The organism is Thermoactinomyces sp. CICC 10522 (genome assembly GCF_016055075.1).
Classification (GTDB): Bacteria; Bacillota; Bacilli; order Thermoactinomycetales; family Thermoactinomycetaceae; genus Thermoactinomyces_A; species Thermoactinomyces_A daqus.
In genome coordinates this window covers 280,865-293,319 of record NZ_JAECVY010000002.1, presented here as the reverse complement: position 1 = coordinate 293,319, position 12,455 = coordinate 280,865, and the positions used below count along the sequence as shown (strand labels likewise).

Annotated in this window: 11 protein-coding genes and 1 riboswitch; of the genes, 9 read left to right on the top strand and 2 right to left on the bottom strand. The window is 49.7% G+C overall.

The annotated features are described in order from the left end of the window. The first annotated feature begins 129 nt into the window (after positions 1 to 129). The 6 genes from zwf (at position 130) to I8U18_RS04900 (ending at position 5,162) form a co-directional block, all read left to right on the top strand. Positions 130 to 1,665 carry a glucose-6-phosphate dehydrogenase gene (zwf, locus tag I8U18_RS04925; RefSeq protein ID WP_081943627.1) on the top strand — a complete coding sequence of 512 codons (1,536 nt, stop codon included), beginning with the start codon at positions 130 to 132 and terminating at the stop codon, positions 1,663 to 1,665. A 21-nt stretch (positions 1,666 to 1,686) separates the two neighbouring features. Then, positions 1,687 to 2,316: a cyclase family protein gene (locus I8U18_RS04920; protein ID WP_033099342.1), complete on the top strand. Its 630-nt coding sequence runs from the start codon at positions 1,687 to 1,689 to the stop codon at positions 2,314 to 2,316. 139 nt (positions 2,317 to 2,455) lie between these two features. Continuing rightward, positions 2,456 to 3,136 carry an amino acid ABC transporter permease gene (locus I8U18_RS04915; RefSeq protein WP_198055139.1) on the top strand — a complete coding sequence of 227 codons (681 nt, stop codon included), beginning with the start codon at positions 2,456 to 2,458 and terminating at the stop codon, positions 3,134 to 3,136. Positions 3,137 to 3,151: 15 nt separating this feature from the next. Next, positions 3,152 to 3,895: an amino acid ABC transporter ATP-binding protein gene (locus I8U18_RS04910; protein WP_198055000.1), complete on the top strand. Its 744-nt coding sequence runs from the start codon at positions 3,152 to 3,154 to the stop codon at positions 3,893 to 3,895. A gap of 251 nt (positions 3,896 to 4,146) precedes the next feature. Continuing rightward, entirely contained in the window at positions 4,147 to 4,719 is a 573-nt protein-coding gene (locus tag I8U18_RS04905) for a DUF6932 family protein (RefSeq protein WP_374057975.1), read from the top strand. Positions 4,720 to 4,724: 5 nt separating this feature from the next. Beyond that, on the top strand, positions 4,725 to 5,162 hold the full coding sequence (locus tag I8U18_RS04900; RefSeq protein ID WP_052153853.1) for a helix-turn-helix domain-containing protein: 438 nt from the start codon (positions 4,725 to 4,727) through the stop codon (positions 5,160 to 5,162). A gap of 161 nt (positions 5,163 to 5,323) precedes the next feature. On the opposite strand, the gene I8U18_RS04895 is transcribed toward I8U18_RS04900, so the two are convergent. Further along, positions 5,324 to 6,166, bottom strand: a complete 843-nt coding sequence (locus I8U18_RS04895; protein WP_033099173.1) for a YqhG family protein — start codon at positions 6,164 to 6,166, stop codon at positions 5,324 to 5,326. Next, complete coding sequence (locus I8U18_RS04890; RefSeq protein ID WP_052153852.1) at positions 6,147 to 7,871, bottom strand: DEAD/DEAH box helicase; 1,725 nt, start codon at positions 7,869 to 7,871, stop codon at positions 6,147 to 6,149. The genes I8U18_RS04895 and I8U18_RS04890 overlap by 20 nt, the downstream gene beginning before the upstream one ends. A 165-nt stretch (positions 7,872 to 8,036) precedes the next feature. After that, positions 8,037 to 8,126, top strand: a riboswitch (glycine riboswitch). Positions 8,127 to 8,289: 163 nt separating this feature from the next. Between I8U18_RS04890 and gcvT the strand changes: the two genes are divergently transcribed. Genes gcvT through gcvPB form a run of 3 tightly spaced genes read left to right on the top strand, consistent with a single transcriptional unit; the run spans position 8,290 to position 12,217 of the window. Next, entirely contained in the window at positions 8,290 to 9,384 is a 1,095-nt protein-coding gene (gene gcvT / locus I8U18_RS04885) for a glycine cleavage system aminomethyltransferase GcvT (RefSeq protein WP_033099172.1), read from the top strand. A gap of 29 nt (positions 9,385 to 9,413) precedes the next feature. Further along, positions 9,414 to 10,763, top strand: a complete 1,350-nt coding sequence (gene gcvPA / locus I8U18_RS04880) for an aminomethyl-transferring glycine dehydrogenase subunit GcvPA (RefSeq protein ID WP_033099171.1) — start codon at positions 9,414 to 9,416, stop codon at positions 10,761 to 10,763. Further along, positions 10,760 to 12,217 (top strand): aminomethyl-transferring glycine dehydrogenase subunit GcvPB, encoded by a 1,458-nt coding sequence (gene gcvPB / locus I8U18_RS04875; RefSeq protein WP_033099170.1) that lies wholly within the window; start codon positions 10,760 to 10,762, stop codon positions 12,215 to 12,217. The genes gcvPA and gcvPB overlap by 4 nt, the downstream gene beginning before the upstream one ends. The last annotated feature ends 238 nt before the right edge of the window (positions 12,218 to 12,455 follow it).

The following is a 12,455-nucleotide window of genomic DNA, read 5'->3' as shown; positions in this document are numbered from 1 at the left end:
TTTCTTCCATAATAAACTATTTTCTCTTTCCTTTTGTTACTATATTCTATGAGCATGGCTGGAATGAGCTAGTGCATCTGGATGCATATTAAGCAAAGAAATGTCGGTATGATTGAAGGAGTGTAACTAATGACTCAGTCTGCAATGGCAAAACCGTTTACGATGGTTTTATTTGGCGCGACGGGGGATTTGGCGAAACGGAAATTGTTCCCCGCCCTGTTCAGCTTATACAAAAATAAATTCCTTCCCGAACACTTTCGTTTGATCGGGGTTGGCCGCTCTACACGAGATCATGAAGCCTTTCGCCAGTCAGTCAGGGAATCGATCGATTCGTTCGGACGCCTGAAAGTGGCGGATGAAAATGAATGGCAGCAATTTATCCAGCATTTCTATTACGCCGTGGCGGATGTGACGAATCCGGAAGGATATAAGGGGATCAAGGACCTTGTCGAGGAATATGAAAACAAATATCAAGTGCCGCCGAACCGCCTGTTTTATTTATCACTTGCCCCGGATTTGTTTGCGACTGTTTCCACCAACCTGAGATTGTCCGGTTTAACGGAAACGGGAGGCTGGAAACGCCTGATCATCGAGAAGCCGATTGGCCATGATTATGACTCGGCCAAAAAACTGAATGAACAAATCAAGCAGACGTTTACGGAGCAAGAGATTTACCGGATCGACCATTATCTCGGCAAAGAAATGGTGCAAAATATTGAGGTTATGCGCTTTGCCAACTCGCTGTTCGAGCCGATTTGGAACAATCATTACATCGAAAGCGTACAGATTACGGCCAGTGAAACGGTCGGTGTCGAAGATCGGGCCAGTTATTATGATCATGCGGGAGCATTGCGGGACATGGTGCAAAACCATATGTTGCAAATGCTGATGATGGTTTGCATGGAACCGCCGAGCCGCCTGAAAACCGAAGCGATTCATGACGAAAAAATCAAGGTTCTTCGTTCGCTTCGCAGGTATACGGAGGAAGAGGCGGGAAAATATATGATACGGGGCCAATACGTTGACGGGGAAATCAATGGAAAACCAGTTCCGGCATATCGGAATGAGAAAAATGTCGATCCCGGGTCCATGACGGAAACCTTTGTCGCCGGCAAGTTGTTCGTAGACAATTTGCGATGGGCCGGAGTACCGTTTTATATCCGCACAGGAAAACGCATGCCGGAAAAAATGACACAGATCATCATTGAATTCAAGGAAATGCCTAAAAATCTCTATTTCAACAAAGATAACAATCTCGGCCCCAATCTGTTGGTCATCAGCATTCAGCCGCAGGAAGGCGTCAATCTGATCCTCAACGCCAAAAAACCGGGTTCCGACAACCAGGTGATGCCGATTTCGATGGAATTCTGCAACAACTGTGAGCAAGGTTCGCCGGAAGCGTATGAATCGTTAATCTATGATGCGATTGTTGGTGATCAAACATTCTTCACGCATTGGGAGGAGGTCTCGCTCGCCTGGAAGTTTATCGATCCGATTCGCAGAGCCTGGGATGAAAATAGGCATCCGCTGACTTTCTACCGGAGCGGTTCGTGGGGACCGCAAGAAGCACATGATCTGTTGGCGGCGAATGGACATGTCTGGCGGCCTGCCATCGCCAAAGATATTTCCCGGATTGTCAAAGCCAATGAGGTTGTAACCAGATAAAAAGGGAGAGTTGAGTTGACCATGAAAATTTATGACGTTTCCATGCCGATCACAGAGGAGATGCCCGTATATAAAAATAAGGAAACAAAGAAACCAAGCATTCGCGTCGTTCAGGACTTTGATACGGCCACCGCGCGCGAATCCCGCATCGAAATGGATGTGCACTGCGGAACTCACGTCGATTCCCCGCTCCATATGCTTCCGGAAGGCGGGACCATGTCAACCATTCCAATTGAGCGATTGGTTGGGCAATGCCGGGTGCTTGACTTGACGGATGTCAAAGAAAGCATTACTCGTGCTGATTTGGAAAAACATGAAATCAAAGAAGGCGAGTTTCTTCTCTTTAAAACGCGGAATTCCTGGGAAGATGTATTTGATTTTGAATTTGTGTTTTTAGCCGAAGACGGAGCCAAGTACTTAATTGAAAAAGGGGTCAGAGGGGTTGGAACCGATGCGCTGGGTATCGAACGGGCCCAGCCTGGTCATCCGACGCATAAAAGCCTGTTCCGTGCTGATATTTTAATCATGGAAGGGCTTCGGTTGAAAGAGGTTCCAGCCGGAACCTATTTTATGGTTGCTGCCCCGATCAAGTTGGTTCATACAGAAGCAGCACCGGCACGCGTTTTGCTTTTTGAAGGAATCGGTGCATAAGAATGTTGGCGGCCCTATTCACCATAGTGGCCGCCATTTTTATTGACAAGAACATGTTTTGAATTTAAGATGATAACATTATTAAATAGAAGAAAACCGATTAAAAAAGATTGAATTAGGTGAAACCAACATGGACTTTTTGGGAACGATACAGTGGCAGAATTTGTTTGATATTGATTTGGCTGAGCGAAATGCTTCGTTTATTTTAAATGGCATCGTGGCAACGGTTTGGATCAGCATCACTGCGATGGCAATCGGCTTGTTGATCGGTCTCTTCACCGCCATGGCCAGGATGTCAAAACGATGGATTTTGCAAGGAATTGCCCGTATTTATATTTCGATCATCCGCGGAACACCGTTGTTGGTTCAACTCTTTATTCTTTATTTTGGCCTTCCGGTCATCGGAGTTACCCTGACACCGACAGCAGCGGGGCTGATTGGCCTTTCTGTGAACGTGGGGGCTTATGCGGCCGAAACGATTCGCGGTTCGCTTGCTTCCATTCCCAAAGGGCAGTGGGAAGCGGCTGCTTCGCTGAACATGACCTATTGGCAGACGATGCGCCGCGTCATTATTCCGCAAGCGGCACGCGTCGCCTTGCCCTCGTTGATGAACAGTTTTTTGAGCCTGGTGAAAGATACCTCGCTGTTGGCGATGATTACAGTGAACGAGATGTTTTATCGCGCCAAAATCGTGGGTGGACGGGAATTTGATTATATGACGCCTTATATTCTCGTCGCCGTCTATTATTGGATCGTCTGCACGGTGTTAAATTATGCACAGCAAAAATTGGAAAAACGTTATGGCCGATATGCGGGATAGAAGGGAGGTACGGCGATGATTCAAGTGAAGAATCTGCAAAAATCATTTGGCAACCTTCAAGTTTTGACCGGGATTGACCTGGAGATCGAAAAAGGTTCAGTGGTCTGCATCATCGGGCCCAGCGGTTCGGGGAAGTCGACCTTCTTGCGCTGCCTCAATCTGCTTGAGATTCCCGATCAGGGTGAACTCTCCATCGGCGGGGAAACGATCTCGATTGCCGGCGGAAAAGTATCGCCGAAAGAGATTAAAAAACTGCGCGCCAAAACGGGAATGGTGTTTCAAAGTTTTAACCTCTTTCCACACCGTACCGTTTTGGAAAACGTGGTGGAAGGCCCGGTTGTTGTAAAAGGGGAGGACAAGGCCGAAGCCCGCAAAAAGGCGGAACGACTTTTGGAAAAAGTGGGATTGGCAGAGAAAAAAGATGTATTTCCGGGACAGCTTTCCGGCGGCCAGCAGCAACGTGTGGCCATTGCCCGCGCTCTGGCGATGGAGCCGGAAGTGTTGCTTTTTGATGAGCCTACCTCTGCGCTTGATCCCGAATTGGTGGGCGAAGTGTTGAAGACGATGAAAGAACTGGCCAAGGAGAAACAGACGATGGTGATTGTGACGCATGAGATGTCCTTTGCACGTGATGTCGCCGATCTTGTCGTCTTTATGGATCACGGGAAAATTGTGGAGATGGGCAGGCCGGAAGAAGTGTTTACCTCTCCGCGGGAACAGCGGACCCGGCAATTTCTGGCCAAACTCCTGGAACGTTGAAGATAACGATTGGTTTGCACAGCCCAAGTGGAGATTACTTTTCCGAGAGCGATTCAGGAAAAGGTTAAAAAAGGGGGTGCTTGCCAATCGTTTTTTATTTCGGATTTGAGAGAGCGGTGAGCCCTCTCCCGTCCGAATATCGCTTTCATTCCGGCTTGAGAAACTGGCGGCGTTTTCAGCAAAAAGTCCCTTTTATTTGTCCGGTATGTTAACATATAAGTAAAGGTGTGCAGGAGAGTTTTCCTTGATTCATGAATAAGATAGACAACAGGAGGATACCCTTACGGATGAGGTTTAATGAATACGGGTTATTGGATCCAGGGGATTATGTTATGACATTCGACAAGCTCCGGCAATCGATTCTGGTGAAAGGGGAAGAAAATTCGCTTTTGCCATGGGATGCATATTGGCGAAACCGGCTGGTTGATAATTTGGAGTTTTGTGTCCGTCAGCTGTGGGCATGCGGAATTGAAGAGATTTACATTGACGGTTCCTTTGTCACGGATAAGTATCAGCCGGAAGACATTGACGGTTATTTTGTCCCGCGAAATGAACAGGAAATTTTTGACGGAACGCTGCTCGCAAAGTTAAACCAGCTTGATCCTTACAAATGCTGGGGATGGAATCGCCACCGGTTTGATGAATACGGCAACTTGCAACTGGAGATGTGGTATCGCTACCGGGTGGAACTGTTTCCGCACTGTACGGGGGTATATTCCGGGATTACCAATGAAGAGGGGAAAAACATGAAGTTTGACGAGTTTTTTCGCAAGGACAGGGATTTTGGAATTGAAAAGGGCATTGTAAAATTGATGAAAGGATGAAGACTGTGATTAAGACGGAAATGGAATACAAGCGTAGTTTGGAGAGGATTCGCGAACAGGAGCGGCTGTTGGAAGAACAGAGGCGGGAATTGGAACAGATGGGGTTGAGCGAGGAACAGATCGAAAGAGGGTTGGCCCCGTCCCGCTTTTTTGGCGAACGGCTGAAACAGGAGATCAGGGAATACGAACGGCATAAGGCGGGCGATTTCGATATGACTTGCACCTTTGACAATATCGGGCGCAAGCTGATCGCTTTTCGGATCTACAAGGGATTGTCACAGGCGGAACTGGCCAAGCGCCTGGGGGTCACGCCGCCGCAGGTTTCGCGGGATGAGCGGAATGAGTATGGCGGAGCCAGCATGGAAAAGATCAAGCAGGTGTTGAAGGCCTTGGAGATGGATGTTTTGATTGTGCCAAACAATTATGAACGCGCTCTGGGGTAAATATGAATAAAGAAAACGCGGCTGCAGGCAAGCTGTTTGGGTTGTTTTTCTATCGGCGTGGAGGGTGCAATTCTCAAGGGGGAAGCACCCGAACCGGACGAAACCTGTTCGGGAATGTTGTCAACAATCTGAGCGGCTCTGGCAAGCCGTTTTTTTATTCGTTATAACCAGATTTTTTGATTCGTGAGGTTTTGCTGCGGGGTGTCGACATAAAAGAGTCCCGCATTGATTACGCTGATTTCAACCCGGGGATGAAACTGCCAGACGATTTCTTCCCGACGTCGTTTCTTCTCTTTCTGGATTTCATCCGGCATGGAAGGTTCATCAGGGTAAAAAACGTCCAGCCGCTCAAGCTCGGATTGCAGCCGTTTTTCAGCTTCTTCCGCCCAGGTCAGGTCTTCGCACCGGATCGTTTCCTCCAGATAATATTCCAGTTCACCGACCGCCTCAACCACCTGCAGTCGCGGTTCAACCGTATAGCGTTTGGCGGGGAGTCTGTTCGACCAGCGCCGGTCTTTGATCACCTCATAAAAGCCTTCCCGGATGGTTCCGTCATTCAAATTGATTCCCAGAGAGCAGAGCCGGTCCCGTTTTTGATCACAAACATAAGAAACCTTATAGTTGACGGCGAGCCATGGGCTGTAGGGTTTGGTCAAATCGGTATAAGCCGGTTCATATCGCGGTTCCTCATACAACCGCACAAATTTGCCGTGCTTTTGCGCGGATTGGAGAATCTTCGCAAAGCGCGGAGTGCCGTAAAAAAGATGTTCACCGCGAATTTCTTCAGGATGGTTCTCGGGATCAAAGACGAACGAGAGCCGAACTGGCTGTGGCGGCAGGTTCATCCGTTCCACATACATCCAGTAAAAGGGGCGATTGAGCAAATCCTTGTCGGCATGAATGGACAGCTGCGTGAGCAGATAGGTTGGGCCGGATTCAAGGATGTGGCAATCATTCAATTTCAGATACCGTTCCGTAAATTCCCTAACCTTCTTCTGATCCATAGAGAAGCAGTTCCTCCTCTTCTTTCTGCTTTTCCACCTCTTGTTTCTTCTGATGGAATTGATCTCCCCATTTGCTCAATTCCTGCCTGATGCGGTCATCGTCGGCAGATTCCAACACCAGCTTCATCAGATTTTGTTCAATGGTTGACGCTCCGTCCACTTTTTCCAGAATGGTTTCCAACTCTCCGATCACCGATTCAAACAGCCGGATTTTTTCATGCAACAGCCAGATAATATGTTCTTCGATCGTATTGATGGTGGAGAAATTGTAAATGTGTACATCTTTCGTTTGCCCCAGGCGGTGGATCCTCCCGATTCGCTGTTCGACGCGCATTGGGTTCCAGGGCATGTCAAAATTGATCATGTGATGGCAAAATTGCAGGTTAATCCCTTCCCCGCCTGCTTCCGTGGCAATCATGACCTGAGCCCGTTTTTGAAAAATCTCCATCATCCAGTCTTTTTTGTTGCGATTAAAACCGCCGCGAAACGGAACGGCATGAATTCCCGCTTTGGCCAGTTCGCGGATCAGCATCTCTTGGGTGGCGCGATACTCGGTAAATAAAATCACTTTTTCCGGAGCGATCTGTTTGATCAGTTCCACTGCGGCATTCACTTTGGAGGAACGGGTCACTTTTCGTAACAGTTCAATGAGATGGGCCACTTCCGGGGACAGATTCTCTTTTCCCTGCTCCCCTTTTTGAAATAGCTTGAATAAAGTATGAAAAACAGCGTCCCGGCTTGAGCAGACCTCTTTTTGCAGAACGAACAGCGCCAGCATGCTTTTCAAGTCGGTTCCGCGACGGTAGCGATCGCGCACGAACTCGGTGATGCCTTCATAAAGAAGGCGTTCTTCTTCTGAGAGTTCGATGGGGATCGTCTGCACCAGACGCCGCGTCAGGTGAAGGTTGCTGTCGCGGCGGCGGTTGCGAATCAGAACGCGCCTGATTTCTTCACGCAACTGTGCTTCATTTTTCGCTTTCCGTTTGCCGGCGACGTAATCACTTTGGAATTGGGACTGTTTCCCCAGTTGTCCCGGTTTTAGCAGGGTGACGAGATTATAAAGCTCTTCTATTTCGTTTTGCACCGGGGTGGCGGTGAGAAGCAGGCAATATTTTTTTTTCAGGTCATTGATGAATTGCCAGTTTTTCGTGCGGCGATTTTTTAATTTGTGGGCTTCGTCAACGATCACCATATCATAGTGCTGATTCAGCACATAGTCGCGGTGAGGTTCTCTCTTGGCCGTATCGAGGGAAGCGACGATAATCTCGTATTTGTCCCACATCCAGGCTTTTTTCTGGGCGACGGCGGGAATTTGAAATTTTTGATTTAATTCCCTCGTCCACTGCAGGACAAGCGAAGAGGGAACAAGGATTAATGCCCGTTTCACCAGGCCGCGCAGCAGATATTCTTTCAGGATGAGACCGGCCTCGATTGTTTTGCCCAGTCCCACTTCATCTGCGAGGATCGCGCGTCCGCGCATCTCATTGATCACGCGTTCCACCACATCGATTTGATGAGGGAGTGGACGAAACCCTTGTATTTGTTTTAAACTTTGGATAGATTCAAACGAGGGAATCATTTCAGTTTCGGCCGCTTCCAGCGCCAATTGAAAACGTTCCCAAGTTGCCCAGTCACTGTCTGTCTCGATTCTTTTCAGGAATTGGTGAAGCCACTCTCGATCCATCCGTATCGGGAGTGTATACATGAGATTCTCCACCTTTCTTTTACGATCAATGGAAGTTCCGTAATAGTATGTCTCAGTTTAAAAAAATGCATACGGAACAAAAACGAACAATATCATCATTTTTTCTCGTATTTGATCGTATTTTCTGGTACAATACAAATATCATAATGGGATATTGTTCAGCGGTTGAAGGCGGGAGGAGAGACCACATCTTGTGGCGCCGAAGGAGCAAACCGATGAGGTGAATCTCTCAGGCAAAAGGAGGCCCGCTGGACGCATCTCTGGAGAGCGCTCGCTTTGATGCCGAGCCACCTACGGGGCAACTCTGCTTAATGCAGCAGGGAAACTCTCTGGTAATAAGGACAGAGGAATCACCAACCAACAGCGGTGGTGAATCTCTCTGTCTTTTTTATATATGGAAACAAGTGAGGTGCATGGTATGGCAGAACTGAAAAAGACACCGCTTCATTCGGTTTACTGCGAAGAAGCCAAAATGGTACCTTTTGGCGGATGGGAAATGCCGGTTCAATTTTCGGGAATCAAGCAGGAACACGAAACCGTCCGCACGCGCGCCGGTTTGTTCGACGTGTCCCATATGGGGGAAGTACTGGTGAAGGGACCGGACGCGCTCGAGCTGATCCAGCGTCTGACGACGAACGATGCGGCGAAATTGAACGTGGGCGATGCCCAGTACTCGATCATGTGTTACGAAAACGGGGGAACGGTGGACGATTTGCTGGTTTACCGTATCGGAGAGCAGGAGTACTGGCTGGTCATCAATGCGGCCAATATCGAAAAAGATGTCAAGTGGATTTTGAAACACCGTCAGGGCGATGTAACGGTGGAAAACATTTCGGATCAGATTGCCCAATTGGCTTTGCAGGGGCCGTCGGCAGAGACCGTATTGCAAAAGCTGACCGATACGGATTTGTCGGAGATCAAGTTTTTTAAATTTAAAAATGACGTCGCACTGGCCGGGGTAAAAGGGCTTGTATCCCGTACCGGATACACCGGGGAAGATGGATTTGAAATCTATTTGCCGGCAAGCGACGCCCCTAAACTGTGGCAGGCTATTCTCGAAGCAGGAAAGGAAGCGGGAGTTCTGCCGTGTGGCCTGGGTGCGCGCGATACACTGCGGTTTGAAGCGCGGCTCCCCCTGTACGGACAGGAATTGAGCGAAACGATTACCCCGATCGAAGCGGGACTCGGTTTTGCCGTAAAACCGGAAAAAGGAGATTTTATCGGCCGTGAGGTGCTGGCCGTGCAAAAAGCGGAAGGAGCTCCGCGCAAGCTGGTCGGTTTGGAAATGATCGACCGCGGCATTCCGCGAACCCATTATCCCGTCTATCACGGTGAGGAAAAAATCGGCGAAGTGACGACGGGAACACAATCACCGACCTTAAAGAAAAACGTGGGACTTGCGTTGATCAATGCGGAATATGCCAATCCCGGTGAAGAGGTTGAGGTGGAAATCCGCGGCAAACGCCTGAAAGCAATCGTGGTGAAAACCCCTTTCTATAAGCGCGCCAAATAACCGAAGTGGTGGTAGGAGGATGAACTTGCATGAAATTTCGTTACTTGCCCGCAACTGAACAGGATAAACAGGAAATGCTTCGTACCATCGGCGTGGAATCGGTCGAGGAACTGTTTGCGGAAATACCGGAAAGTGTTCGTTACCGGGGGAAGCTCAAGTTGCCCGAACCGATGTCAGAGATGACGCTTGTCAAGCATATGAGCCGCCTCGCCGAGAAAAATGCATCCTTTGATCACTATGTTTCCTTTTTGGGTGCCGGTGTCTATGAACATTATATTCCCAGTGTCGTCAATCACGTGATTTCCCGTTCGGAGTTTTATACGGCTTATACCCCTTATCAGCCGGAAATCAGCCAGGGTGAATTGCAGGCGATTTTCGAGTTCCAAACGATGATTTGCGAATTGACAGGGATGGATGTGGCCAACTCGTCCATGTATGACGGGCCGACAGCACTGGCGGAAGCCGCTGCGATGGCCGCCGGCGTGACACGCAAGCAGAAGATTGTCATCTCCCGTGCCGTTCATCCCGAAGCGCGGCAAATTTTGAAAACAAGCGCAAAAGGGCAGGGGTATCAAATCGTGGAAGTTCCCCTGGCCGACGGGGTGACGGATCTGAATCAGTTAAAAGAGCTGGCAGATGAAGAGACAGCAGCAGTGATTGTCCAGTCCCCCAACTTTTTGGGCAATCTTGAAAATTTGGCGGAAATCGAGAAAATTGCCCATGCCCATAAAGGGCTGCTGGTGGTCAGCAGCAATCCGCTGTCGCTGGGGCTGTTGAAACCGCCGGGCGAATACGGTGCCGATATCGTGGTCGGGGATGCGCAGCCGTTTGGAATTCCCGCCTCTTATGGCGGTCCGCATTGCGGTTATCTGGCCACCAAAAAAGCATTGATGCGCCGCGTGCCGGGAAGAATCGTCGGCCAGACCGTTGACGAAAACGGCACACGCGGATTTGTGCTCACATTGCAGGCGCGTGAACAGCATATCCGCCGCGACAAAGCGACTTCAAACATTTGCTCCAACCAGGCACTTCTGGCCCTGGCGGCATCTGTATACATGTCCGCGCTCGGCAAGCAGGGAATTCAGGATGTGGCCCGCCTCAATCTCCAAAAAGCGCATTATGCCAGCAAACGCCTGAGCGAAATTAACGGGATTGAGCTTGCTTTCTCCGGGCATTTCTTCAATGAATTTGTCATCCGGCTGCGGCGTCCGGTCGGAGAAATCAATCAGGAATTATTGAAGAAAGGAATCATCGGCGGTTTTGATCTCGGCCGCTTCTATCCTGAACTGGACAATCATATGCTCGTTGCCGTCACCGAAGTTCGGACCAAAGAAGAAATCGATCAGTTGGCTGAGAGTTTGGAGGGGCTGTTGTCATGAATAACAAGGAAAAAGAACTCATTTTTGAGATGAGCAAACCAGGTCGCACCGCTTACAGCTTGCCCGAATCCGATGTGCCGGAAACGGACGTTTTGCCGGAGGAATATCTTCGCGAAAAACCGGCCGAACTCCCTGAGGTATCCGAGCTGGATCTCATGCGGCACTACACGGAATTGTCCCGTCGTAACCACGGGGTGGACAACGGTTTTTATCCGCTGGGTTCCTGCACCATGAAATACAACCCCAAAGTGCATGAAGATGTGGCTCGATTGCCCGGATTTGCCAAAATTCATCCCTATCAGCCCGAAGAAACCGTACAAGGGGCTTTGGAGCTTTTATATGAATTGCAGCAGTATTTGGCAGAAATCACCGGAATGGATCAGGTGACGCTTCAATCAGCGGCCGGCGCGCAAGGCGAGTGGACCGGATTGATGATGATCCGCGCTTATCATGAAGCCAAAGGGCAAACCGGGCGGGACAAAGTGATTGTGCCGGATTCCGCACACGGGACAAACCCGGCCAGCGCCACCGTTGCCGGATTCAAGACGATCACCATTCCCTCCAATGAGAAGGGATTGGTCGATGTGGAGGCCTTGAAGCAGATGCTCGGAGACGATACCGCCGCCCTGATGCTGACCAACCCGAACACGCTGGGGCTGTTTGAAGAAGAGATCAGAGTGATTGCCGATCTCGTGCACGAAGCGGGCGGTCTTCTCTATTATGACGGAGCCAATGCCAACGCCATTCTGGGAATTGCCCGTCCAGGAGACATGGGCTTTGATGTGGTTCATCTGAATCTGCACAAAACCTTTACTACTCCCCATGGCGGCGGCGGACCCGGAGCCGGACCGGTTGGAGTGAAAAAGGAGCTTGTGCCGTTCCTGCCTGCGCCGATGGTGGCAAAAGATGCATCCGGCCGTTATTATCTCGATCATGACATTCCCAATTCCATCGGCCGGGTCAAAGGGTTTTACGGAAACTTCGGCATTTTGGTTCGCGCCTATGCTTATATTCGGACGATGGGACCGGAAGGTCTGCGCCTGGTTTCCGAAAATGCGGTGTTAAATGCCAACTACATGATGCGCCGGTTGGAGCCGTATTATGAACTGCCGTACAAACAGCATTGCAAACACGAATTTGTCCTGTCCGGCAAACGTCAGAAACAACAGGGCGTGCGTACGCTGGACATCGCCAAACGCCTGCTCGACTTCGGTTTCCATCCGCCGACCATCTATTTCCCGCTCATCGTCGATGAATGCCTGATGATTGAGCCGACGGAAACGGAAAGCAAGGAGACGCTCGACAGCTTTATCGACGCGATGATTCAAATTGCCAAAGAAGCGGAAGAAAATCCGGAAATCGTGCAGGATGCGCCCCATCATACCGTAATCAAACGTTTGGACGAAGTGACGGCGGCGCGCAAACCAATCTTGCGCTGGGAAAAAAGCGAGTAAAAACCATCGTGAGTTACTGACTGGAAACCCGGCCAGCAACAACTTTCCCAGAATAGGAATGGCGGGCAAGGGATGCATCCTTGTCCGCTTTTTTGATCTGTTTCACGTTTGCGTGGCGGCGCTGGGGATGATTTCCGTTCCCTGGATTGGCTTACGATGGAATACGTCGGATCACGACCGGTCAGATGCTGTACGACGGACTTTGAAGGGGAGTTCCATCTCCATGCGGTCAGTTTAT

Coding starts and splice junctions, on each gene's coding strand:
- zwf (WP_081943627.1), top strand. CDS start 130: ATGACTCAGTCTGCAATGGCAAAACCGTTTACGATGGTTTTATTTGGC.
- I8U18_RS04920 (WP_033099342.1), top strand. CDS start 1,687: ATGAAAATTTATGACGTTTCCATGCCGATCACAGAGGAGATGCCCGTA.
- I8U18_RS04910 (WP_198055000.1), top strand. CDS start 3,152: ATGATTCAAGTGAAGAATCTGCAAAAATCATTTGGCAACCTTCAAGTT.
- I8U18_RS04905 (WP_374057975.1), top strand. CDS start 4,147: ATGAATAAGATAGACAACAGGAGGATACCCTTACGGATGAGGTTTAAT.
- I8U18_RS04895 (WP_033099173.1), bottom strand. CDS start 6,166: ATGGATCAGAAGAAGGTTAGGGAATTTACGGAACGGTATCTGAAATTG.
- I8U18_RS04890 (WP_052153852.1), bottom strand. CDS start 7,871: ATGTATACACTCCCGATACGGATGGATCGAGAGTGGCTTCACCAATTC.
- gcvT (WP_033099172.1), top strand. CDS start 8,290: ATGGCAGAACTGAAAAAGACACCGCTTCATTCGGTTTACTGCGAAGAA.
- gcvPA (WP_033099171.1), top strand. CDS start 9,414: ATGAAATTTCGTTACTTGCCCGCAACTGAACAGGATAAACAGGAAATG.
- gcvPB (WP_033099170.1), top strand. CDS start 10,760: ATGAATAACAAGGAAAAAGAACTCATTTTTGAGATGAGCAAACCAGGT.